Below are 22528 nucleotides of genomic sequence, written 5' to 3'. Positions count from 1 at the left end.
CGCGCCCCGGGGTCGAAGGGTTGACGACACATTCGTGGAGTTCCTGGCTCGTGACAGTGGCGGGACCGCGCCGGAATCGCACCGGCTTCCTCCACGAACCTTCGCCGCTCGTGGCCTTCCACCCTTCCGGTCCGCGATCAGCGCCGTCAAGCGGCCCCGGCCGATGTGACGCTGCTGACGCAGGCTTACATCAGCGTCTGCTGGGCTGGGTAGTGTCCGGCCCGTGAGTTCTCCTTCGGTCCGGCACTCGGACGTCGACGCCTGTCCCGGCGCGCTGCGGTTGCACGCCGCGGCCGACGGGCCGCTGGCACGCGTCCGGCTGCCCGGCGGCCTGCTCACCGGCGCACAGGTGGCAACGCTCGCGACCATCGCGCGCCGCTGGGGTGACGACCACCTCGAGATCACTTCCCGGGCCAACGCCCAGCTCCGTGCCCTCGTCGAGGCCCCGGCCCAGGCGCTGGCCGAGGCGCTGCGGGGGTGCGGCCTGCTGCCGTCCGAAACCCATGAGCTGGTACGCAACATCGCCGCCGTTCCCACCGCCGGCGGGTGGGAGGTCCGCCCGCTGGTCCGCGCCCTCGACCGGGCGGTGTGTGCCGAGCCCGGCCTGGCCGGCCTGCCCGGGCGCTTCCTGTTCGCGGTCGGCCCGGCGCCGGCCGCCGCCGATCTGGCCGCCGTCGAGACGGCCGAGGGCGCGGCGATCCTGTTCGCCGGGCGCGACGAGGGCCTGCGGGTGCCCGTCGACGCGGTGGTCGCGGCGCTGACCGCCGGGGCGTACTCCTTCCTCGAGGTGCGGGCCGAGCGGTCCGTCCCGGCCTGGCGCCTGCGCGAGCTGGCCGACGGCCCGGCCGAGGTCGCCACACGCACAGCGACCCGCCTGGGCGTCGCGCTGAACCCGTCGAGCGCGGTGACGCCACCGGTCGCGACCGAGCCGATCGGCGTCGTCGAGCAGGCCGACGGGCGGTTCGCCGCGGCCGCGCTGGCCCCGCTCGGCCTGCTCCACCAGACTCAGCTCGCGGTGCTGGCCGAGGCCGGTGACCTGACCGTGACGCCGTGGCGTGGCGTGGTCGTCCTCGATCAGGGCCGCGACGACGCCGAGCGGTGGCTGCGTGACCTGGCCGGTGTGGGTCTCGAGGTGGCGCCCGGGTCGCGATGGTCCGGGGTGACCGCCTGCGCCGGGCGACCGGGGTGCGCGAAGGCGCTGGCCGACGTGCGACATGACGCCGACGCGGCCACGACCTTCGGCGAAGGCCTGCCGGTGCACTGGATCGGCTGCGCGCGCGGCTGCGGCAGCCCGGCGGGAGTGCATGTCCGGGTCGAGGCGACCGGGGACGGTTACACGGTGACCGGGCCGCAGGGAAGCGGCACGGCACCCGTGAGCGGCGTGGGCGCGCTGGTCACGAGGGCGAGGAGGGCGTGATGGAATACGAGCGCGACGGCGCGGAGATCTATCGGCGGTCGTTCGCGACCATCCGCGCGGAGGCCGACCTCGGCGGGCTGCCCGCCGACCTGGCGCCGGTCGTGGTGCGGATGATCCACGCCTGCGGCATGGTCGACCTGGTGCCCGACGTGGGCTGGAGCAACGGCCTGGCCACGGCCGCCCGCAAGGCGTTGCAGGACGGCGCGCCGATCCTCTGCGACGCCGAGATGGTCGCGTCCGGCGTGACGCGCGGTCGTCTTCCCGCGAACAACGACGTGGTGTGCACCCTGCGCGACCCGGCCGTTCCCGGGCTCGCCCAGCGGCTGGGCACCACGCGCAGCGCCGCGGCGATGGATCTGTGGGGCGACCGGCTCGACGGCGCGGTGGTGGCGATCGGGAACGCGCCGACCGCTCTGTTCCGGTTACTCGAGATGGTGGCGGCCGGCGCGCCCCGGCCGGCGGCGGTGCTGGGCATCCCGGTCGGCTTCATCGGCGCGGCCGAGTCGAAGGACGCGCTGGCCGCGTCCGGGTTGGAGTTCCTGGTGGTGCGTGGGCGGCGGGGCGGCAGCGCGATCACGGCGGCGGCGGTCAACGCGCTGGCCTCGGAGCGGGAATGAGCGGCCGGCTGTACGGCGTCGGGCTGGGCCCCGGCGACCCGGAACTGGTGACGGTCAAGGCCGCCCGGCTGATCACGGCGGCCGGGGTGGTGGCCTATCACGCCGCGCGCCACGGGCGCAGCAACGCGCGCGCGATCGCCGAGCCCTACCTCCGGCCCGGGCAGATCGAGGAGGCGCTGATCTACCCGGTCACCACCGAGACGACCGACCATCCCGGCGGTTATCAGGGCGCGATCGACGAGTTCTACGCCGAGAGCGCCGAGCGGCTCGCGGTCCATCTTGAGGCCGGACGCGATGTCGTGGTGCTGGCCGAGGGCGATCCGTTCTTCTACGGGTCCTACATGCACATGCACAAACGGCTGGCTGACCGCTTCGAGACGGTGGTGGTGCCGGGTGTGACGTCGGTCAGCGCGGCGGCGGCGGTGCTCGGGCGGCCGCTGGTGGAACGCGACGAGGTGCTGACCGTGCTGCCTGGGACGCTGCCGCCCGACGTGCTGGCGGCCCGGCTGGCCGAGACCGACTCGGCGGCGGTGATGAAGCTCGGGCGGACCTTCGGTGGTGTGCGCGAGGCGCTGGAGAGGGCCGGGCGGCTGGACGAGGCCTGGTATGTGGAACGGGCCACGACCGACCGCGAGCGCACCGGCCGGGTGGCCGATGTGGATCCTGATTCGGTTCCGTATTTCTCCCTGGCGCTGGTGCCGAGCCGCGACCCGTCGAACCGCGTCAAGGCCACCCGGGACATCGGCGGTGTCACGGTCGTCGGGCTGGGACCGGGCAGCCGCGACTGGCTGACGCCCGAGGCGCGGGCCGCCCTGGCGGAGGCCGACGACGTGGTGGGTTACGTGACCTACGTCGACCGGGTGCCCCATGTTCCCGGGCAGCAGCGGCACGCGTCGGACAACCGGGTCGAGGCCGAGCGGGCGGCGTTCGCGCTCGACCTGGCCAAACGCGGGCGGCGCGTGGCGGTGGTGTCCTCGGGCGACCCGGGCGTGTTCGCGATGGCGGCCGCGGTGCTGGAGACGGCCGACGATCCGCAGTGGAAGGACGTGCCGATCCGGATCGTGCCCGGCCTGACCGCGGCGCAGGCGGTGGCGAGCCGGGTCGGTGCGCCGCTGGGCCACGACTTCTGTGTCGTCTCGCTGTCCGACCGGTTGAAGTCGTGGGAGGTGATCGCCGAGCGGCTGACCGCGGCCACCCGCGCCGACCTGGTGATCGCGATCTACAACCCGGCGTCACGCACCCGGGTCACCCAGCTGGCCGAGGCGCGCCGGCTGCTGCTGGCCGAGCGCGATCCCGAGACGGTCGTGGTGGTCGGCCGGGACGTCGGCGGGCCCGACGAGACCGTCCGGGTCACCACGCTCGGAGAGCTTGATCCGGCCACGGTGGACATGCGCTGCCTGCTGATCGTCGGGTCGAGCCGGACCCGCGCGGTGAGCCGGGCCGATGGTGGCACGTTCGTCTACACGCCGCGCACCTATCCGGACAGGAACTGACCGCAATGGCTCCTAGCGTCGGTGGCATGACACCTTTCCGCATCGAGATCCCGCAGACCGACCTCGACGACCTGCACGATCGCCTCGCCCGTACGAGGTGGACGCCCCAGTTGCCCGGCGACGACTGGCGGCGAGGCGTGCCGGCGGACTATCTGCGGGAGGTGGCCGGCTACTGGCGCGACGGTTTCGACTGGCGCGCGCAGGAGCGGCGACTCAACGAGTTCCCCCAGTTCATCGAGGAGATCGACGGGCAGGCGGTCCACTTCCTGCACGTGCGGTCGGGTGAGCCGGACGCGTTCCCGGTGGTGCTGACACACGGGTGGCCGAACACGTTCGTCGAGTTCCGCGACCTGATCGGGCCGCTCGTGGCCCGCGGTTTCGACGTGGTCGTGCCGTCGGTGCCGGGCTTCGGGTTCTCGGCGCCGCCGCGGGAGGCCGGGTTCAGCGTGGCGCGGGTGGCCGGGCTGTGGGCCGAGCTGATGCGCCGGCTGGGTTACGAGCGGTACGGGACGCAGGGCGGTGACCTCGGCGCCTATGTCGCGCCCGAGGTGGCCAAGGTTGATCCGGAGCACGTCGCCGGGGTCTACGTGATCGCGGGGCTGGGTTTCCCGACCGAGGCGGACGTGCCCGAGATGACCGAGGAGGAGCGGGCGGCGTTCGCGGTGATGCAGCAACAAGACTGGATGTCCGGTGTCGACCACCACGCGCTGTTGCGGGCGGCCCCGCAGACGTTCGCCTACGGGTGGCACGACTCGCCGGTCGCCGCGCTGGCGTGGATGCTGCAGAAATTCCACGAGTTCAGCGCGGCCAAGGAGCCGCTCGACGAGGTGCTCGACCGCGATGCGCTGCTGACGAACCTGAGCGTCTACTGGTTCACGCGCACCTTCGGGACGTCGTCGTGGCCGATGTACGACACAAGCGGGTTCGCCTGGCCGGAGGGTCAGCGGGCCGTCCCGACCGGCGTCTTCACCGGGCCGCCCGGAATCCGGCGCTTCGCCGAGCGCACCAACCGCATCACCCACTGGCCCGAACACAACGTCTCCCGCCACCACTTCGTGGCGATGGAGGCACCGGAGGCGTTGGCCGCCGACATGGCCGAATTCTTCGCCAAGGCGCGGGCAGACTCCCGCCCAGTCTGACGCCAGGTCAGGTGGTGGTTAGCTCGGCCGGCTTGTGGAAGTCGGGTTGAATGACCGGCCTGCCGACGTGGTAGCCCTGGGCCAAGCGGTAGCCAGGCGGTGCAGGTCGGCTGCCTGCTCGGCGGTCTCTACGCCCTCGGCGACGGCGGTCAGGCCCAGGTCTCGGCCGCGAACGCGCCGGCCAGCGGCCAGACCGGCCACCACCGGCGCAGCCATCGCGTCACCATGCCTGACCGATCGGCAGGCGTGGGCGCGACTGGAGCGAGGCGCGAACGGTGGGTGGCCGTGGCCGGCGGGGAAGGCGACCCGCATGTGGTGCCCGGAAGGGCATCTCCTAATGTGCTGGCCGGGGCGCAGGCTGATGAGGAGCATGAATGTCTGAGGCGGCTCACGAGACCACCACCGTCGCGATCATCGGGGCCGGTCCGGCCGGTCTCACGCTGGCCAACCTGCTCCGCACGGCGGGTGTCGACTGCGTGGTGGTCGAGCGGCAGAGCCGGGCGTACGTCGAGCAGCGGCAACGCGCCGGCGTGCTGGAACATCGGGCGGCCCGGATGTTCGAGGAGTGGGGCCTGGCCGACCGGGTCCTGCAAGACTCGCGGACCGACGGGGTGCAGGAGTTCCGGGTGGACGGCCGGCCCCGGTTCCTGCCCATCGCCGACCTGGCCGGCGGGAAGTTCGGCCGGATCCTGCCGCAGCAGTTCCTGGTGCAGCGCCTGATCACGGCGTTCCAGGAGGACGGCGGCGACCTGCGGTTCGGCTGCCAAGACGTCACGTTGGAAAGACCGGGCAGCGAGCGGCCGGTCGTGACGTATCGCGATGAGGACGGCAGGCCGCACGAGATCGAGGCCGACTACCTCGCCGGGTGTGACGGCTTCCATGGTGTGAGCCGCCGGAGCGTGCCCGAGGCCGAGCAGACAATTTATGCGTACGACCACGGCATCGGCTGGTTCACCGTGCTGGCCGACGTGCCGCCGCCGCGCCACCCCATGTTCGCGGTCAGCGCGCACGGTTTCGCGGCGCATTTCCCGCGCGGGCCCAGGAGCAGCCGCTTCTACCTGCAGTGCGCGCCCGGCGAAGATCTGGACGCCTGGGACGACAGGCGGATCTTCGACCAGCTCCGGCTGCGGATCGGCGACCCCGATCTGCCGGCCGGCGCGGTGCTGGAGAAGGCCGTCGTCGACATGCGCAGCTTCGTGGTCGACCCGATGTCGTACGGCCGCCTCTTCCTCGTCGGCGACGCCGCACACATCATCACGCCGATGGGCGGTAAGGGCATGAACCTGGCCCTGGCCGACGCGGAGGTGCTGGCCAAGGCGGTGCGGTCGGCCGTACGCGACGGCGATGCCCAACCGCTGCGCGACTATTCGAAGACCTGCCTGGACCGCACCTGGTCCTATCAGGAGTTCAGCCGGTGGATGACCGAGATGCTGCACGACTCGGGCGACCCGGCCACCTCCGGCCCGTTCCGGCACAAGATCGCCCGCGCCCGGCTCGACCGGCTCTTCACCAGCCCGAACGCCGGCGGCCTCTTCAGTGACCTGATGGCCGGCGAGGCCTGAGCCGAAAGAGGCGGGCGCCGCAGACAAGGCCCGGCCGAACGCGGGATCAACCGGTCGCGTGACTCGAACGAGTGACACCACGCCACTAGCTCATCGCCCGTTTGAACCCCACAGTGGACAGGGCCCGTACTGCGACGCGCGCCCCACTCCAGAGGAGATTCAGTCGTGAAGAGGATGACCCGTGTGATCGGCGCGGTGGCCGCGGCCGCCGCCCTGATCGTGGCCGCCGGTTGCTCCGGCTCGGACGACGACAAGAAGACCGAGGCCGGCGCCCCGGGCAGCGGCCGGCTCGAGAAGGTCTCGTACCTGACCGGAGCGGGCATCCTGGGCCGCGAGAGCTACGTCTACGTGGCGATGGAGAAGGGCTGGTTCAAGGACGCCGGGTTCGAGGTCGACGTGAAGCCGGGCATCGGCACCGAGGCCAACCTCAAGCTCCTCCAGGCCGGGCAGGTCGACTTCGCGGTGCTCGACATCTCGGCCGCGTTGATCGCGTACGGCAAGGGCGCCTTCAAGGACTTCACCGTGGTCAGCGCGATCCAGCAGAGCAACCTGGCCTGCCTCATGGCCCTGTCCGGCAGCGGCATCAGCTCGCCGAAGGACCTCGAGGGCAAGAAGATCGCCTACATCCAGGGCGGCATCGTGAAGACGCTGTTCGACACCTACGCGAAGCTGGCCGGCGTCGACGCGACGTCGGTCACCTGGGTCCAGATGCCCCCGCAGGACCTGGTCAAGGGCCTGGGCGCCGGATCGGTCGACGCCGCCACCCAGTTCGTGGTGGGCAAGCCGCAGGTCGAGCAGGTGGCCAAGCAGAAGGGCCAGACCGCGGTGGTGCTGCCGTTCAGCGACCACCTGGTCGACCTCTACGGCAACGGGCTCGGCGTCAGCCGGAAGACGATGAACGAGAACCCGGACAAGGTGAAGCGGTTCAACACGGCGATGCTCAAGGGCCTCCGGTACGCCCTGGAGAACCCGGACGAAGCCGGTCAGATCTACGCCAAGTACCAGAAGACGCAGCCGATGCCGGTGGCGGCGGCCGAGATGAAGCTGATGATCCCGTACGCCAAGGCCGGCGGCGCCGCGGTCGGTTCGCTGGACGAGCAGAAGGTCACCCGGAACGTCGCCGTGCTCCAGGGCGCGGGCGCGATCCCGACCACGATCAACCCGAGGGACATCATCAACTTCGACGTGGCCAACAGCTGACCGTACGACCCTGACCGCGCGCCGTTGGAGGAGCATCATGACGACCGCCCTCGCGCCCGAGAAGCAGCCGCGCGCCTCGGGTCCCCTCTGGTCGGCCGGCCTGGCCATCGCCGGCGCCGTCATCGCCGTCGGCGCGTGGTGGCTGGCGATCATCGTCTTCGAGATCGAGTCGTTCCTGGTGCCGGCCCCGCCCCAGGTCGCCGAGGCGCTGGCCCGCGAGTGGGTGTACCTGCTCGAGAACGCGGCGATCACGCTCTCCGAGACCGGGCAGGGCTTCGGCTGGTCGGTGCTGATCGGCATCGGGGCCGGCGCGCTGCTGGCCGGGTCGAGCCTGATCGAGCGGGCGTTCATGCCCACGCTGGTGGCGCTGAACGCGGTCCCCAAGCTGGCCTTCGCGCCGCTGCTGGTGGTCTGGCTCGGCTTCGACCAGGGACCGAAGGTCATCCTGGTGGTGCTGATGTGCGCCTTCCCGATCATCCTCTCCACCGCCGCCGGTCTCTCCTCGACGCCGGCCGACCTGGCCGAGCTGGCCCGCTCGCTGTCGGCCTCGAGGATGCAGACGTTCTACCGGATCCGGCTGCCCGGCGCGTTGCCGCAGGTCTTCGTCGGCCTCAAGGTGGCCATGCCGCTGGCCGTGATCGGCGCGCTGGTCGGCGAGCTGTTCGGCTCGTCCGAGGGGCTCGGCTTCGTGATCCAGAACTCCGGTTCGGACATCGGGCTGGGGTTCGCCGCGATCGCCCTGCTGGCCGTGATGAGCATCGTGCTCTTCTACCTCGTCGTGATGATCGAACGCCTGGCCCTGCCGTGGGTCAAGGGCACCACCGGATGATTGTTCAACCGCTTGTCGATGGTCACGGCAGTGATCATCGTGCAGTCTGTACACGATGGACTCCTCCGTGGACGCCGCGCGGTTCCGGGACGCACTGGCGATCGCGACGGCGCTCCCCGATCCCGAGGTGCGCGCCGCCCAGCTCGACCGGGTGCTGGCCCTGTGGCGCGGCCGTGCCGTCGACCCGGCCGAGTGGCTGGGCGCGCTGGTCACGCGGTGGACCACCGAGATCGACCGGGAGCGGCCGGGCTCGGCGATCGGGCCGCTGACCACGCTGGTAGCCGACCATCCACATCGGGAAGACCTGCTCATCCTGCTGATCCGCGCGCTGCACCGGGCCGGCCGGCCGGGCGACGCGCTGGAGGCGTTCCGGCGGGGCCGGGCCCGGCTGGTCGGCGAGTTCGGCATCGAGCCCGGCCCCGACCTGCGCCGGTTGCAGCAGGCGGTGCTGCGCGGCGACCCCGATCCGCTGCCCGCGGCCGCGGACACCGCGGCGTCCGATCCCGCCCCCTGGTTCGTCGGCCGCGAGGCGGCGCTGACCGAGCTGGACGCGCTGCGGGACGGCACGATCGCGGTGATCGGCGGCCCGGCCGGGGTGGGCAAGACCACCTTGGCCGTACGCTGGGCCGCCCACGCCCAGCACCGCTTCCCGGACGGGCAGATCCGCCTCGACCTGCGCGGCGCCGCCCCCGGCCCGGCGCTGACCACCGCCGAGGCCCTGACCCGGCTGCTGCGCGCGCTGGGCCGGCCGCCCGGCCGCATCCCATGCGACCCGGCCGAGGCCACGACCGTCTACCGCGGCCTGATGGCCGGCCGCCGGATGCTGGTGATCCTGGACAACGCGGCCGACGCCGACCAGGTGCGCCCGCTGCTGCCCGGCAACCCGGGCGGCGTGGTGGTGGTGACCGGCCGGCCGGGGCTGGGCGGTCTGGTCTCGATCGAGGGCGCCCGCCGTGTCCTGCTGCCGCCGCTGACCCCGCGCGAGGCGAGCCGCCTGCTCGGCGATCCCCGGTCGGCCGACGCGCTGACCCGGGCCTGCGGGCGGCTGCCCCTGGCCCTGCGCATCGTGGCCGGCTACGCCCGCAGCTTCCGGGTGAGCGGGAACGCGCTCGCCGCCGGGCGATCCGACAAGGAGCCGATGGCGTGGGCCTTCGAGTTCGCGTACGAGCGGCTCGACTCCACCGCCGCGGTCACCCTGCGCATGCTCAGCCTGGCCCCGGACGGCAGGTTCACCCTTCCGATGGCGGCCGTGCTGACCGGGCGGCCCGCGGCCGACGTCGCCGCCTGCCTGGTCGAACTGACCGACGCGCGGCTGCTGGAACGGCACGGCGACGAGTGGCGGATGCACGACGTCATCGCCGTGCACGCCCGCGAGCGCCTCGAGGCCGAGACGTCCGAACCGGACCGCACCGCGGCCGCCGCCCGCCTGCTCGACTGGCACCTGACCACCGAGGACACCGGCGAGCACCGGATCACTCTGGAGATCTACCGTGCCGGTTTGCGGGCGGCGGAACACCGGGGCGAGACCCGCCGTCAGGGCGTGCTGCTGAACCGTCTCGCCGAGGCGCTGATCGCCGCGGGCCAACCGGCCGAGGCCCACGAGCACCTGGACCGGGCCCTCGCCCTGCATCAGCGGCACGGCGACCTCGCCGGGGAGGCCGAGACGGCCCATCTGCGGGGGCTGCTCGGAGCTTGACGACCCGAGGTTCTGTCAGATCTCGGTCGGTCGATCGGTCAGGCTTTGGCCGGACATCTCGCCCATCGACCTTCCATAACTGTCGAGTATTGATCATTACCAATCCGCCTGACCTGCGGCAACGAATCCTTATCAGGTCGGGACAGCCGAAGAGTGGAAGATCGCCAAGGTCCCCTCCGGTGGACTGTGCGGGGTCGCCCGCACCCACTAACCTCCGAGGCAGGCGGCGATCGGGTGGGGTGATCTGATGATCGGGCTCCTGGTGGTGCGGGACACCGGCTATTTCGGTGTTCCGGTACGGCAGTTGCTCAACGCTCAGGCCGACATCGAGGTGCTCGGCACCATTCCGTTCGACACCGACGTGGTCGGCAGGGCCGCCACCCTGTCACCGCAGGTCATCGTGATCGACACGGAATACATGGTGAGCCAGGTGCTCCCGGTCGCCGCCGAACTCCGCGCGAAGCTGCCCTCGTGCTCGACGCTGCTGCTCTGCGACCCGAGCAAGCGCGGCATGCTCCCGCCCCGGCGCCGGGCCCGCGACCTCAGCTTCCTGCTCAAGGACGCTTCCGAGACGCTGCTGGCCGACTCGGTGCGCCGGCTCGCCGCGGGCGAACGGATCGTCCACCCGCGACTCCAGACCGCGTCGCTGAACACCGACCGTGAGCTGAGCACCCGCGAGCTCGAGGTGCTCGGACTGGCCGCGGAGGGCGACTCGGTGGCCGACATCGCCGACCGCCTCTACCTCTCCGGCGGCACGGTCCGTAACTACCTCTCGACGGTGATCTCGAAGACCGGCGCCCGCAACCGGCTGGACGCCATCCGCATCGTCCGCAAGAACGGCTGGCTCCACTAGCCGGTCAGTCGGTGCCGCTCTCCAGGGCCGCGCGGTCCAGGGCGTCGGGGTCGACCGCGACGTCCTCGCCGGCCTCGCTGTGCCGGGCGATCGCCGCGGCGCCACCGGCGGCCAGTTCGCCGATCAGCCCGTTGCCCGACTGGAGCTGGCCGTGCGCGGCGTACTGCTCGAGCATGCTGCGGGAGTCGGCGATGTCCAGGTTGCGCATGGTGAGCTGGCCGATCCGGTCGTCCGGTCCGAACGCCGGGTAGTGGCTGCGCTCCATCGACAGCTTCTCGGGGTGGTAGCTCAGCAGCGGGCCGGTCGTGTCGAGGAGCGAGTAGTCCTGGCCCCGGCGCAGACGCAGGGTGACCGTGCCGGTGATCGGGTAGCCGATCCAGCGGGCCATGCTCTCGCGCAGCATCAGCGCCTGTGGGTCGAACCAGCGGCCCTCATAGAGCAACCGGCCGAGGCGGCGGCCCTCGGTGTGGTAGGTCGCCACGGTGTCCTCGTTGTGGATCGCGTTGAGCAGGCGCTCGTACGCGATGTAGAGCAGGGCCATGCCCGGCGCCTCGTAGATGCCGCGGCTCTTGGCCTCGATGATGCGGTTCTCGATCTGGTCGGACATGCCCAGCCCGTGCCGGCCGCCGATGGCGTTGGCCTCGTGCACCAGGTCGACCGCCGAGTCGAAGGAGCGGCCGTTCAGCGCGACCGGGCGGCCGTGCTCGAACTCGACCGTGACGTCTTCGGCCGCGATCTCGACCGACGGGTCCCAGAACCGGACGCCCATGATCGGGTCGACGATCTCGATCGAGGTGTCCAGGTGTTCGAGGCGCTTGGCCTCGTGGGTGGCGCCCCAGATGTTCGCGTCGGTCGAGTACGCCTTCTCCTGCGCGTCCCGGTAGGGCAGGTCACGCTGGCTCAGCCAGGCCGACATCTCGTGCCGGCCGCCCAGCTCGGCGACGAACTGCTCGTCCAGCCACGGCTTGTAGATCCGCAGGCTGGGATTGGCCAGCAGGCCGTACCGGTAGAACCGCTCGATGTCGTTCCCCTTGAAGGTGGAACCGTCACCCCAGATCGAGATGTCGTCCTCGCGCATGGCCTGCACCAGCATCGTGCCGACGACGGCGCGGCCCAGCGGCGTGGTGTTGAAGTAGGCCTGCCCGCCCGACCGGATGTGGAACGCCCCGGCGGCCAGCGCGGCGAAACCCTCTTCGACCAGCGCCGACCGGCAGTCGACCAGGCGCGCGTTCTCGGCGCCGTAGATCGAGGCCCGGCCGGGCACGTCGCTGAGATCAGGCTCGTCGTACTGGCCCACATCGGCCGTGTACGCGAATGGGACCGCGCCGCGCTCGCGCATCCAGGCCACCGCGACGGAGGTGTCCAGACCGCCGGAGAAGGCGATTCCGATGCGCTCGCCGACCGGCAGCTTCTTGAGGACCTTCGACATGGGCTAGATGCTAGGCCTTATTCCAAATTCACTTTCGGGGCGGCTCCCCCTGAGGGCGAATTTGGAATGGGGCCTAAGGGTTGCCTGCTCCGGGGCGTTGCCAGGCCCTGATGTAGTCCACGTGTTTGGACGCGACGGTCGTACCCGCATCGGGTGGGATCTTCGAGTAGACGGCCAGGTTCGAGATGATGTTGGTCTCGCCGTCCGAGGTCGCCGGCGACGAGCACACCTGCATGCCGTCGATGTACCAGGTGGTGCCGGTGGGCTCGATCGCCACGCCGTAGGTGTGCCAGTCGCCGGTCGGGTCGAACTCCGGCTTGATGTCGCAGCGGGCGCGCGCCCCGGAGAACTGGGTGCCGTAGAGCCGGCCGTGGTTGTCGGAGTAGAACTCGTACACGTCGGTCTCGGTGTGCTTGTCGACCCCGCGCGCCTGCCAGGTCCAGAAGGCCGGCCAGAACCCCTTGGCCGAGGGCAGCACCGAGCGTTCCTCGATGTAGCCGTACTGGAACTTGTACGAGGGCGTGCTGGTGATCAGGCACGACGTCCACGCGTACCGGGTGCCGGAGGCCGCGTTGACCGCCTGCCGCCGGGCCGTCATCACCAGCGCGTTCTCCCGCACCTGGCAGTTGGCCGCCTGGTTCCACTCGAGCTGCTGGTTGCCGGGGTTGCCCCGGCCCATGTCCGGCTCGGCGGTCGAGTGGTCGTCCCAGCGCTGCCGGTCGAGCGTGGCGCCCTCGAACTCGTCGCTGAACACCAGGTCCCAGCCCTCGGTCTGGCCGGCCGGCAGCGGTGGTCCCCCGGCCGTGGCGGACGGCGGCGGCGCCTCGGCCGGCGGCGGCGGAAGCGACACCGGTGTGTCCTCGTAGGCCTGCTGCGAGCAGGCGGCCAGGGTCAGGAGAGCGGTGGCCAGGGCGATGTATCGGCGCATCAATAACACCTCAGAACGTGAACCGCAGGCGCGCGATCCGGTTGTCGAAGCTCGACGGCGCCATCTCCGGCTCGCCGGTGGTCCGGATCGAGGGCATCCGGGCCAGCAGCTCGCGGAAGGTCGCCGTGACCTCCTGCCGGGCCAACGAGGTGCCCAGGCAGAAGTGCGGGCCGCCGCCGCCGAATCCCACGTGCGGGTTCGGCCTGCGGGTGATGTCGAAGGCGTCCGGGGCGTCGAACACGTCCTCGTCCCGGTTGGCTGATGTGTAGAAGAGCATCACGTCCTCGCCGGCCCTGAGCGGATGGCCGTCGAGCGAGTGGTCCCGCGCCACGGTGCGGCGGAACTGGATGATCGGCGAGCTGTGCCGCACCACCTCCTCGACGAACCCGGCGCCGTGCTCGGCGAAGTCGTCCAGCAGCAGCGCCCGCTGATCGGGGTGGTCGGTGAGCAGCCGCAGCCCGTGCGCGATCGTGTTCCGGGTCGTCTCCACCCCCGCCACCAGCAACAACGAGAAGAACGAGCCCAGCTCACGAGCGTTCAGGCCGGCGCCGGCGAGCGCCGAGATCAGGTCGTCGGCCGGCTCCCGGCGTCGCTGCCGGGCCACCTCGCCGACCACGCGGTGCAGGCGGGCGAGGGCGCGAAGGTTCTTGCCGGGTACGCGGAACCGCCCGCCGGTGCGCTCGGTGCTGTGGTCCACCTGGGCGCGGACCTCCGGCCGGTACGACGCCGGGATGCCCATCATGTCGCAGATGACCTCGAACGGAAGCCGCCCGGCGACCGCCTCGACGAAGTCCTCGGGCCGCCCCTCCCGCACCTCCTCGGCGATCCGCACCGCGAGCCGGGTGACGTCGCCGGCGATCCGGGTGACCACCCGCGGCGTGAACGCCTTGCTCACCACGCCCCGCAGCCGCGCGTGCCGCGGGTCGTCCAGGTTGACCATCGAGTCGCCGAACACGGTCCGCACCCAGCGCGGCGGCCGCGGCGTGGTGACACCGGTCCCGCTGATGAAGACGTCACTCTTCCGGCTCGCCTCGACCACGTGCGCGTGTTTCACCAGAGCGACAAAATCACCGAACCGCTGGGGTACACCCAGAGCCCGCAACCCGCGGAAGGCGTCCAGTCGTTCCGCCTCCGGCAACCGCCAGAAGGCCGGGTCGGCCAGGTCGTACGCGTACGTCGTCACCATGTCGCAAGCTCCTTCTTCCCGCGCAGCGCCGCGGTCGTCTCGGCGGCCAGCCGGTCCCAGGTCAGCCGCAGATCGAAGGTGGCGGCGTGCCGGGCGGCGGCCGCACCCTCCCGCCGGGTCAGGTCGGCACCGGCCAGCCGGTCGGCCACCGCCACGGCCAGGGCGACCGGGTCGCCGGCGGGCACCCGGGCGCCCACCTCGGGCCCGGTCACCTCGGCCAGCCCCGGGATGTCGCTCACCACCACGCCGCGGCCGCTCGCGAACGCCTCCAGCACGGTCAGCGACAGCCCCTCCCAGCGCGACGGCAGCACGACCACGTCGGCCGCGGCCAGCCATCGGCGGACGTCGGTGCTCGCCCCCGCGTACCGGACGCCCGGCTCCGGCCGCGCCCGCAGAGCCGGCAGCAGATCGCCGTCACCGACCAGCGCCAGCCGCGCCGCCGGGCAGCGCCGCCGGATCTCCGGCCAGGCCGCGAGCAGCACGTCCTGGCCCTTCTGCCGGGTGACCCGGCCGACGCACACCGCCAGCGGCGCGCCCGGATCCAGCCCGAGCGTGTGCCGGGCCTCGACCCGATCGTGCTCGCTCGCCGTCGGGAACCGGGTCAGATCAACCCCGTTGCGAACCACCGCGAACCGCCCACGCCGGGCCGGCGTCCGCCCCCGCGCGGCCAGCACGCCGTGTTTCCGGCCCTGCTCGGCCTCCGCGTCACCCAGCACGCCGTGTCTCCGGCCCAGCTCGACCCCCGCGTCACCCAGCACGCCGTGTTTCCGACCCTGCTCGGCTTCCGCGTCACCCACACAGAGGAAGAGGTCGGTCCATCGGGCGGCGGCGCGTTCCCAGGCCAGCGTGGCCTGACGCAGCCGCCCCTCGACGGCCAGCCACGACCAGCCGTGCGGCTGGAACAGCACCGGCCGGCCCTGAGCGCGGCCGAGCCGCCCGGCCAGCCCCGCCTTGGCCGCGTGCAGGTGCAGCACGTCGGGCCGGACCCGCTCGATGATCCCGCGCAGTCGCAGTGTCTCGCCCAGCGCCTCGGCCCCCGGGCTGCGCACGGCCGGCCAGCGCAGCCGCGGCACTCCCGCGCTCGCCAGCTCGGCGGCCAGCAGCCCGCCGTCCGGGCAGGCCACCGTGACGTTCCAGCCGCGGGCCAGTTGGTCGAGGCAGGCAGCGAGCACATAGCCGGCCACGCCACCCTCCCGTGGCTGGGCGACATGCAGAACGGTGACGGTCACCGCTCCCCCTCGCCTTTGCTCTGAGCGCGTATAGGCAACACCCTGGGCTCACGCTGGGCAGGCACAACCGGCTCGGCGGCGCCGCTCTGAGCGCGCATAGGCAACACGCGCTTCGGCGAGCGCCATCGGAGGCGGTCGCGCAGGCGCTTGACCCAAGGGGTGCGGGTCTTGGCCTCGGCGATCAGCCGGCGCAGCGCGAGGACGCCCCGGGCGTAGAGCGTGCCGGCCACGCTGCCCGGCCGCACGAACAGCAGCCGCCGGTTGGGCACGACGACCGGGCGCCACGTCGACTTGTGCGCCTCGTCGCCGCGCAACATGCTCATCGTCGGCAGGCCGAGCCGGTGGGCCAGCGGCAGCGCGTCGGCGAGCAGCATCGTGGTCACGTCGACCTTGCCGCGCAGCGCCGGGTCGACCCCGAAGAAGTAGCCGCCGACCAGGTCGTTGCCGATCAGCAGCAGCGACGAGGCGAGCAGCTCGCCGTCGAACCGGTACTCGAGCAACGAGGCCTGACCGGACTTGATCATCGCGCCGACCGACCGGGTCAGGTGCTCGGCGAAGGCCGGCGTCCGGTGGGCCGGGTTGCCGCCGCGGCCCTCCCACTGCCGCTCGTGCAGCCGCAGCAGCGCGGCGATCGCCGGGCCGGCCGCATCGGCCTCGACCTCGGTCACCGCGGGGGCGGCCTTCTTGAGCTGGTTGAGGCGGCGGCGGACGGTCTTGCGGGAGTGCGACGGGAGGTCCCGGACCAGGTCGTCGAACGGGCCGGCGGCCAGTTCGAGACAGAGCGACCCGGGCGTCTCGTGGACGCGGCCGGGCCAGGCCGGCGCGAGCAGCGACGCGGTGACCGCGCCGGGGCGGGCCTCGCCGAAGTCGGCGGTGTGCCAGCCGCGGTCGCGGATCAGCGCGGTGGCCAGCACCTGCGCGGCGGGGGCGGCCACCTCATCGTCGAGCAGCACGTCGGTGAAGTCGGCCAGCGCCCCGCCGATCGGGTGGAGCACCTGGTGGCGCACCTCGAAGGCAGCCGCGGCGACCAGCGTGCCGGCGTGCCGGATCAGGAACACCCGGAGTCCACCGGGCCGGCCGTAGGAGCGCCACCAGGAATGCAGCCACGCGTACGCCTGGAAGGGCGAGGCCCCGGCGCAACGCGCGTGCAAGGCGTCCCAGTCGGCGGCGAGGCCGGCGAAGGCGGCGTCGCCGCGGCGGGTCTCCACCGACCATTCGGTGAGGGCGGCCGGATGCGTGAGCGATGCGGTCATTTCTCCTCCACCCGGAACACGACGGCCCGTCCGACCACCCGGACCGGCTCCTGGTCATCGGCCTGGCCGGAAGGCTCGGCGACCGAGCCGGACGAGTCCGACGAGTCCGACGAGTCCGACGAGCCGGACGAGTCGGCCTCCTCGTCGGGCGAGGGCGGGGATGCCGGCGTCGCCGTGAGCACCTTCTGCTTGGAGCGCCAGATGCCGGAGAAGCTGGTGATCGCCACCGGCTCCGGCTCCTCGACGTAGACCCGTTCCGGCTCGGCGACCACGGTGACGGACTCGGCGGTAGCGGTGGCCGGCGCCGTCGTCTCCTCCGACCGGCGCCCGGCCCCGGCGAGCACGGCCAGCCCGCCGATCAGCAGTCCGGCCGCCGCCCCGACGGCCAGTTCCATCGGCGGTTTGGGCGAGGTCGGCCGGGCCGGTGGCGTGGCCGCGGCCAGCATGGTCAGACCCACCCTGGTCTCGCCCTTGCGGGTGTCACCCAGGGAGATCAGCGAGTTGGCCACCGCGTTGGCCACGGTCGCGGTGCGCGACGGCGACGGGCCGATCGCGGTGATCTCGATGACCGGGGCGTCCGGCGACGTCGACGCGGTCACCCGGTTGAGGCCGGTCCGGTCGGCGCCGAGGGTCTGCCCGGCGGTGGCCAGGACCGGGCCGGTGGTGGCGATCCGGCCGTACGCCTGGGCGTAGTTCAGCGCGACGATCGGCTCGGCCCCGGCGCCGATCGTGACCACGTACGCCTTGGCGGTGTAGGTCGGTGTCTTGATCGCCGCGTAGGCCGCACCGGCCCCGCCGCCGATCGCGGTGAGCAAGAGCAGCAATCCGAAGCGGCGGACCAGCCGTCGCAGGAACTCCCGTGATTTCACCCGTGTGCTCCTTCAACGTGTTGCAGGGTGTGCCCGGCGAGCCGCCGGTAGAGAAGGTCGATGGATGCGGCCAGCCGGCCGGTGTCGAACCGGGCCACCACATCGGGGATGGGCAGCCGGCCGCCGCGCCGCTCGGTGAGGCAGGCGAGTTCGGCCCGCAGCGTGCGGGGCAGGGCTTCCGGGTACGCCGACAGCCGACGAGCCCCGGGCGCGTCCGGCGGACCGTGGCCGCCCGGCGAGGTGAGCTCGTCCAGCGGCGGGCACACGGCGTAGAGCGCGGGCAGCCCGCAGGCCAGCGCCTCCAGGACGGCCAGGCCGAAGGTCTCCGAATCGGACGGTGACGCGAACACGTCCATCGCGCACAACATCTCCCGCGCGTGCCCGACCGCCCCGGCGAAGACCACCCGGTCGGCCACGCCGTGCAGGTCGGCCACCTGTTCCAGGGCTTCCCGGGCCGGACCGTGCCCGACCAGCAGCAGCGTCACGCCGGGCACCTCGGCGACGGCCCGGATCAGCCGGTCGAAGTGCTTGGTCGGCTCGAGCCGGCCGACGCCACCGATCACCACCGCGTCCTGGGCGATGCCCAGCCGGGTCCGGGCGGCCCAGCGCAGCCGCGGGTCGAAGGTGAACTCGCTCGCGTCGATCCCGTTGGGCACGACGGCGATCCGGTCCTCGCGGACACCCCAGGCCCGCAGCCGGCCGGCGACCGCGTCGGACACCGCGACGGTGGTGTGGCCGAGACGTTCGGTGAGGCGGTAGAGCAGGCGTACGCCGACCGAGGTGCGGCGGCCCTCGATCACGCCGTGGCCCAGCGAGTGTTCGGTCGCCACGATCGTCGGCACGCCGGCCAGCCGGGCGGCGACCCGGCCGAACAGGCAGGCCCGGTAGAGGTGGGTGTGCACCACGTCGTACCGGCCGTCCCGCATCAGCCGGCGCAGCTTGGGCAGCGCGGTGAGGTCGTGGTTGTGCTTCATGGTCAGCTCGTGCACGGTCGTGCCGTCGGCCCGGATCGCCTCGGCCACCGGCCCCGGGTTGGAGAGCGTGACCACCTCGCAGTCGTGCGGCAGCCGGCGCAGCAGCACGCGCAGCTGATGCTCGGCCCCGCCGGCGTTCAGCCCGGTGATGACGTGCAGGACGCGCATCAGGCGGCCCTGCCGACGGTGAGCCGGTGGCGGGCCAGCTTGGCGTAGAGGCGGTGGGTGGCGTCCCGGTCGCCGATGAACGTGCGCGGGAGCGCGTGCCGCCCGATCACCGGTGTCGGCTGGACCGCGCAGGCGTAGTCGTACCCGGCGGCCCGGACCGCCTCGACCTCGCGCTCGCCGACCGCGCCGTACGGGTAGCAGAACCCGGTCACCTGCTGCCCGGAGAGATCGGCCAGGATCTCCCGGCTGTGCGCGGTCTGGACATCCAGGTCGGCGGCCTCCGGCATGCGGACGTGGGCGAAGCCGTGCGAGCCGATCTCCACGCCCGCCGCGGCCACGGCGGCGATGTCGGCCGCGGTCATCAGGTTTTTCCGAGGACCCGGGGTGTCCCAGGAGTTGTGGCCGCCGAGCGAGCCGGCCACCACGTACACCGTCGCGGTGAAATCGAAGGACGACAGGACCGGGAGGACCTCGTGTACGAAGTCCGCGTACCCGTCGTCGAAGGTCAGGCCGACCAGCCCGGGCCGGGGATCGGCGAGCAGCTCCCGCACCGACACCCCGCGCAGCCCGCGCCGGCGCAACCAGCGCATCTGCCGTTCGAACCGGCGCGGCGAGACGGTGACCTGGTAGGGATCCTCGGTGTAGGACTCGACCGAGTGGTACATCAGCACCAGCGGGAAGGAGGACATCAGCGGAACCGTCCCTTCAACTTGGCGACCACCGTGGTGGCCTCGTCGACCCCGGCCAGCCGGGCCAGCCCGGCGAACACGATCAGCACCACCACGCCGCCGATCAGGACGACCGCGAGCGCGGGCCACGAGCCCAGCCACCGGCTGACCAGCCAGCCGGCCCCGCCCGCCCCGCCCGCGGCGAACACCAGGCGCAGCCCGGCCAGGCCGAGCGAGGGCAGCGCCAGGGCCACCATGCGGTCGCGCAGGCCGAGCAGCAGCAGGACCGCGGCGGTGCTGATGCCGAGGCCGTTGGCGGCGGCGATGGCGTACGCGCCGGACGACCGCACCCCGATCGCGGCCACCACGCCGGTCACCACCAGCCCGGCGCCCATCGCCATGGCCGGGTACCAGTTGCGTTCCTCGCCGGCGTAGAACGGCCGGGACAGCGCGGTGACCAGCACGTGGCCGAGCAGGCCGAGGGCGTACACCCGCATGATCCCGGCGGTGGCGGCGGTGTCGGCGGCGGTGAACTCGCCGTGCTCCAGCAGCACGTGCACGATGTCCGGGGCGAACACCACCAGGTACGCGGTGGCCACCAGGATCAGCGCGGCGGTCGTACGCAGATCGGCCTCGAGCCGTTTGCGGGCCTCGTCGGCCTCGCCGGCGGCCATCCTCCGGGCCAGCGTGGGGAACGTGACCGTGCAGATCAGCAGGGCCACCAGCATCGGGATCTGGGCGACCTTCTGCGCGTAGTTGAGGTGCGAGATGGTCCCCTCGGCCAGCGACGAGCCGAGGAACCGCTCGATGAACACCTGCGCCTGCCGCACCAGCGTGTAGATCGTGATCGGCAGGAACGCGGCGAGCGACACGGTGGCCGCCCCGGTGCGCCACCGGCGCGGCAGGCCGACGTGCCGCAGGAAGCTCGGCAGCTGCACCAGCACCATGAAGAAGCTGCCCAGCGCGACTCCGGCGGCGGCGCTGACCACACCCAGCGACCCGTGCAGCGCGCCCATCAGGGTCAAGATCCCGATGTTGTACGCCAGGTGGATCGCGGCCGGGGCACCGAACACGTGGTTGGCCCGCAGCGCCGCGCTGAGATAGCCGGCCAGCCCGAAGGTGAGCACGGTGATCGAGGTCAGCCGGGTGCACGTGACGGCCAGGGCCGGGTCGGCCAGCCCGGGCGCGATCAGGTGCACCAGCCAGGGCGCGCAGAGGAAGGTGGCGCCGGCGAGCACGACCAGCACCACCACGATGCGTGGCATGGTCGCGCCGACCACGCGCCGGAGGAACAGACCGGCGTCGCCGCCGTCGGCCTCGGCCACGGCCCGGCTGAACAGCGGGATCATCAGCAGCGACATGCCGCCCTCGACGACCACGGCGAACGCGGTCTCGGGCACGGTCCAGGCCACCAGGAAGGCGTCCGTGCCGCCGTCGGCGCCGAAGAACCGGGCCAGGAACAGGTCGCGGACGAAACCGAGCAGCGAGCCGGAGAGCGTCACGACCAGCGTGATCATGGTCGCCTGGACGAGGGTCTTCTGGAGGGGACTCGGCTTGATCGTGGTCATGCGGGTCCTACCGTTCGGGGTTCTTCCGTTCGGGGGCGGGGGACGATCACGGCGCGGCGGACGACGATGCCGAGCAGGGTGGCCATCAGGACGGTGCTGGGTCCGGCGCCGATGTCGCCGTACATCCAGTCGATGAGCGTCCAGACCATCAGGGCCGGCGCGGCGAGGTCGAGGAAGCGCTCCTCGGCGCCGGGCAGCGTGTGCGCCCGCCGGCGGCGGACCGCGCCGGCGGCCATGGTCACCAGCAGGCCGCCGAAGGCGAGGATGCCGACCGTGCCCTGCTCGCTGAGGACCATCAGGTATTGGTTGTGCGGCGACATCAGCGCCTGCCGGGTCACGCCCGAGGTGGGGTCGCCGACGTCGCTGCCGGCCGACAGCTCGACGCTCGAATAGCTGTCCCGGTAGGCGACGAAGTCCTTCATGCCGACCCCGACCACCGGGTGGTCGGCCCAGATCGCGCGGGCCGCGGCCCACAGCGCGTACCGGTCGCGGACCGACTGGTCGGGCGAGCTGCCGACCGAGACGATGCTGGTCAGCCGCTGGTCGAGCCGGCTGCCGGACGGGTCGGCGTCGCTGCCGGCCGACCACATGAGAATGGCGGCCCCGAGGACCGCCATCAGACACAGGAACGCCGCGGCGCGCCAGCGCCAGACGAACAGCAGCACGAGCAGCGCGGCGGCGGTGGCGATCCAGGCGCCCCGGCTCAGCGTGAAACCGAGCGCCAGCACCAGGAACCCGCACACCGCGAGCAGGCCGATCCGCGGCCGGCCCCGCATGGCCAGGGCGAGGGCCAGCGTCACGACCAGGCCGTAGCCGAGCAGGGCGGCCAGCGCCATGACCTGCTCGGGGCCGAACGTGCCGACCGCGCGGACGAACTCGCCGCCGTACGAGGCGCCGGTGCCGGACAGGTACTGGTAGACGCCGTACGCGCCCTCGACCACGGTGACCGCGATGATCGCGCCCGCGGTGAGCCGGACGTCGAGGCGGTCGCGCAGGGACATCGCGACCGCCACCGGCACCAGGACGAAGATCTCGGCGTACCGGATGAAGCCGACCGCGGAGGCGAGCACGTCCGAGGCGATCACGGTGGCCAGCGCGAACGAGACCAGCGCGCCGGCGAACGGCAGCCAGCCCCGTCCGGCCAGCGCCCGGTCGCCGTTGTTACCAACTAGTCGGTAACCGAGCACCGCCACCAGCAGGCCGGCGATCAGGTCGGCCGCGGTGATCCGGCCGTCGCCGGTGAGGTTGCCGATCTCCGGGGGCAGGCAGACCACGACGATGCTGGCGACGACCAGGATGCTCGGCCGGTTCTTGACGGCCGTGCCCGCGGCGAACAGCACGGCCAGCGGGCTCAGCACCAGCTCGGCCAGCGGGTTGCGCCGCGGCCGGCGCAGGTTTTCCGGGCGCCGGCGCGGGGGCACGGTGAGGAGATCGTCGAGTGTTGTCATGC

General features: G+C 72.4%; 19 protein-coding genes and 1 riboswitch. Of the genes, 9 read left to right on the top strand and 10 right to left on the bottom strand.

The genetic code is table 11. The features are described from left to right. Window positions 1-18 precede the first annotated feature (18 nt). Window positions 19-151: riboswitch (cobalamin riboswitch) on the bottom strand. 72 nt (window positions 152-223) lie between these two features. The 9 genes from AB0O15_RS09560 to AB0O15_RS09520 all read left to right on the top strand — a co-directional run bounded on the left by AB0O15_RS09560 (window position 224) and on the right by AB0O15_RS09520 (window position 10806). Beyond that, a complete protein-coding gene (locus AB0O15_RS09560; RefSeq protein WP_364316281.1) occupies window positions 224-1417 on the top strand; it encodes a precorrin-3B synthase in 1194 nt (397 codons plus the stop codon). Then, a complete protein-coding gene (locus tag AB0O15_RS09555; RefSeq protein ID WP_364316279.1) occupies window positions 1414-2034 on the top strand; it encodes a precorrin-8X methylmutase in 621 nt (206 codons plus the stop codon). The genes AB0O15_RS09560 and AB0O15_RS09555 overlap by 4 nt, the downstream gene beginning before the upstream one ends. Next, on the top strand, window positions 2031-3527 hold the full coding sequence (locus AB0O15_RS09550; RefSeq protein WP_364316277.1) for a precorrin-2 C(20)-methyltransferase: 1497 nt from the start codon (window positions 2031-2033) through the stop codon (window positions 3525-3527). Before AB0O15_RS09555 ends, AB0O15_RS09550 begins: the two co-directional genes overlap by 4 nt. A 26-nt stretch (window positions 3528-3553) precedes the next feature. Beyond that, a complete protein-coding gene (locus tag AB0O15_RS09545) occupies window positions 3554-4666 on the top strand; it encodes an epoxide hydrolase (RefSeq protein ID WP_364316274.1) in 1113 nt (370 codons plus the stop codon). A gap of 374 nt (window positions 4667-5040) precedes the next feature. After that, window positions 5041-6228, top strand: coding sequence for a 4-hydroxybenzoate 3-monooxygenase (locus AB0O15_RS09540; RefSeq protein ID WP_364316271.1), 1188 nt, complete (start codon window positions 5041-5043; stop codon window positions 6226-6228). Between the two features lie 174 nt (window positions 6229-6402). Continuing rightward, window positions 6403-7428, top strand: a complete 1026-nt coding sequence (locus AB0O15_RS09535; RefSeq protein ID WP_364316269.1) for an ABC transporter substrate-binding protein — start codon at window positions 6403-6405, stop codon at window positions 7426-7428. 37 nt (window positions 7429-7465) lie between these two features. After that, on the top strand, window positions 7466-8257 hold the full coding sequence (locus AB0O15_RS09530) for an ABC transporter permease (protein WP_364316266.1): 792 nt from the start codon (window positions 7466-7468) through the stop codon (window positions 8255-8257). Window positions 8258-8312: 55 nt separating this feature from the next. Next, window positions 8313-9953: a BTAD domain-containing putative transcriptional regulator gene (locus AB0O15_RS09525; protein ID WP_364316263.1), complete on the top strand. Its 1641-nt coding sequence runs from the start codon at window positions 8313-8315 to the stop codon at window positions 9951-9953. A 247-nt stretch (window positions 9954-10200) separates the two neighbouring features. Then, window positions 10201-10806: a response regulator transcription factor gene (locus AB0O15_RS09520; protein WP_364316260.1), complete on the top strand. Its 606-nt coding sequence runs from the start codon at window positions 10201-10203 to the stop codon at window positions 10804-10806. Between the two features lie 4 nt (window positions 10807-10810). Here the strand turns inward: AB0O15_RS09520 and argG are convergent, their stop codons facing one another. From argG to AB0O15_RS09470, 10 genes are all read right to left on the bottom strand, one after another. Then, window positions 10811-12235 carry an argininosuccinate synthase gene (gene argG, locus AB0O15_RS09515; protein WP_364316258.1) on the bottom strand — a complete coding sequence of 475 codons (1425 nt, stop codon included), beginning with the start codon at window positions 12233-12235 and terminating at the stop codon, window positions 10811-10813. Window positions 12236-12308: 73 nt separating this feature from the next. Next, complete coding sequence (locus AB0O15_RS09510) at window positions 12309-13163, bottom strand: glycoside hydrolase family 16 protein (protein WP_364316255.1); 855 nt, start codon at window positions 13161-13163, stop codon at window positions 12309-12311. A gap of 10 nt (window positions 13164-13173) precedes the next feature. Next, complete coding sequence (locus AB0O15_RS09505; protein ID WP_364316253.1) at window positions 13174-14349, bottom strand: cytochrome P450; 1176 nt, start codon at window positions 14347-14349, stop codon at window positions 13174-13176. Next, on the bottom strand, window positions 14343-15578 hold the full coding sequence (locus AB0O15_RS09500) for a glycosyltransferase (RefSeq protein WP_364316251.1): 1236 nt from the start codon (window positions 15576-15578) through the stop codon (window positions 14343-14345). Before AB0O15_RS09500 ends, AB0O15_RS09505 begins: the two co-directional genes overlap by 7 nt. Beyond that, window positions 15575-16831, bottom strand: coding sequence for a GNAT family N-acetyltransferase (locus tag AB0O15_RS09495; protein ID WP_364316248.1), 1257 nt, complete (start codon window positions 16829-16831; stop codon window positions 15575-15577). The genes AB0O15_RS09500 and AB0O15_RS09495 overlap by 4 nt, the downstream gene beginning before the upstream one ends. Further along, window positions 16828-17700 (bottom strand): Wzz/FepE/Etk N-terminal domain-containing protein, encoded by an 873-nt coding sequence (locus AB0O15_RS09490; protein WP_364316245.1) that lies wholly within the window; start codon window positions 17698-17700, stop codon window positions 16828-16830. Before AB0O15_RS09490 ends, AB0O15_RS09495 begins: the two co-directional genes overlap by 4 nt. Beyond that, window positions 17697-18842: a glycosyltransferase gene (locus AB0O15_RS09485; RefSeq protein WP_364316243.1), complete on the bottom strand. Its 1146-nt coding sequence runs from the start codon at window positions 18840-18842 to the stop codon at window positions 17697-17699. Before AB0O15_RS09485 ends, AB0O15_RS09490 begins: the two co-directional genes overlap by 4 nt. Continuing rightward, a complete protein-coding gene (locus tag AB0O15_RS09480) occupies window positions 18842-19531 on the bottom strand; it encodes a polysaccharide deacetylase family protein (RefSeq protein ID WP_364316240.1) in 690 nt (229 codons plus the stop codon). Before AB0O15_RS09480 ends, AB0O15_RS09485 begins: the two co-directional genes overlap by 1 nt. Then, on the bottom strand, window positions 19531-21078 hold the full coding sequence (murJ, locus tag AB0O15_RS09475) for a murein biosynthesis integral membrane protein MurJ (RefSeq protein ID WP_364316237.1): 1548 nt from the start codon (window positions 21076-21078) through the stop codon (window positions 19531-19533). The genes AB0O15_RS09480 and murJ overlap by 1 nt, the downstream gene beginning before the upstream one ends. Continuing rightward, window positions 21075-22526 carry an O-antigen ligase family protein gene (locus tag AB0O15_RS09470; protein WP_364316235.1) on the bottom strand — a complete coding sequence of 484 codons (1452 nt, stop codon included), beginning with the start codon at window positions 22524-22526 and terminating at the stop codon, window positions 21075-21077. The genes murJ and AB0O15_RS09470 overlap by 4 nt, the downstream gene beginning before the upstream one ends. Window positions 22527-22528: the final 2 nt, after the last annotated feature.

Source organism: Actinoplanes sp. NPDC089786 (assembly GCF_040684855.1).
Classification (GTDB): Bacteria; Actinomycetota; Actinomycetes; order Mycobacteriales; family Micromonosporaceae; genus Actinoplanes.
This window is presented reverse-complemented; position numbering and strand designations above follow the sequence as displayed.

Bases quoted from the DNA above. Each gene is read 5' to 3' on its own strand.
- AB0O15_RS09535 (WP_364316269.1), top strand. From the start codon at position 6,403: ATGACCCGTGTGATCGGCGCGGTGGCCGCGGCCGCCGCCCTGATCGTG.
- AB0O15_RS09470 (WP_364316235.1), bottom strand. From the start codon at position 22,526: ATGACAACACTCGACGATCTCCTCACCGTGCCCCCGCGCCGGCGCCCG.
- AB0O15_RS09550 (WP_364316277.1), top strand. From the start codon at position 2,031: ATGAGCGGCCGGCTGTACGGCGTCGGGCTGGGCCCCGGCGACCCGGAA.
- AB0O15_RS09525 (WP_364316263.1), top strand. From the start codon at position 8,313: ATGGACTCCTCCGTGGACGCCGCGCGGTTCCGGGACGCACTGGCGATC.
- AB0O15_RS09480 (WP_364316240.1), bottom strand. From the start codon at position 19,531: ATGTCCTCCTTCCCGCTGGTGCTGATGTACCACTCGGTCGAGTCCTAC.
- AB0O15_RS09540 (WP_364316271.1), top strand. From the start codon at position 5,041: ATGTCTGAGGCGGCTCACGAGACCACCACCGTCGCGATCATCGGGGCC.
- AB0O15_RS09485 (WP_364316243.1), bottom strand. From the start codon at position 18,842: ATGCGCGTCCTGCACGTCATCACCGGGCTGAACGCCGGCGGGGCCGAG.
- AB0O15_RS09510 (WP_364316255.1), bottom strand. From the start codon at position 13,163: ATGCGCCGATACATCGCCCTGGCCACCGCTCTCCTGACCCTGGCCGCC.
- AB0O15_RS09545 (WP_364316274.1), top strand. From the start codon at position 3,554: ATGACACCTTTCCGCATCGAGATCCCGCAGACCGACCTCGACGACCTG.
- argG (WP_364316258.1), bottom strand. From the start codon at position 12,235: ATGTCGAAGGTCCTCAAGAAGCTGCCGGTCGGCGAGCGCATCGGAATC.
- AB0O15_RS09495 (WP_364316248.1), bottom strand. From the start codon at position 16,831: ATGACCGCATCGCTCACGCATCCGGCCGCCCTCACCGAATGGTCGGTG.
- AB0O15_RS09530 (WP_364316266.1), top strand. From the start codon at position 7,466: ATGACGACCGCCCTCGCGCCCGAGAAGCAGCCGCGCGCCTCGGGTCCC.
- murJ (WP_364316237.1), bottom strand. From the start codon at position 21,078: ATGACCACGATCAAGCCGAGTCCCCTCCAGAAGACCCTCGTCCAGGCG.
- AB0O15_RS09520 (WP_364316260.1), top strand. From the start codon at position 10,201: ATGATCGGGCTCCTGGTGGTGCGGGACACCGGCTATTTCGGTGTTCCG.
- AB0O15_RS09505 (WP_364316253.1), bottom strand. From the start codon at position 14,349: ATGGTGACGACGTACGCGTACGACCTGGCCGACCCGGCCTTCTGGCGG.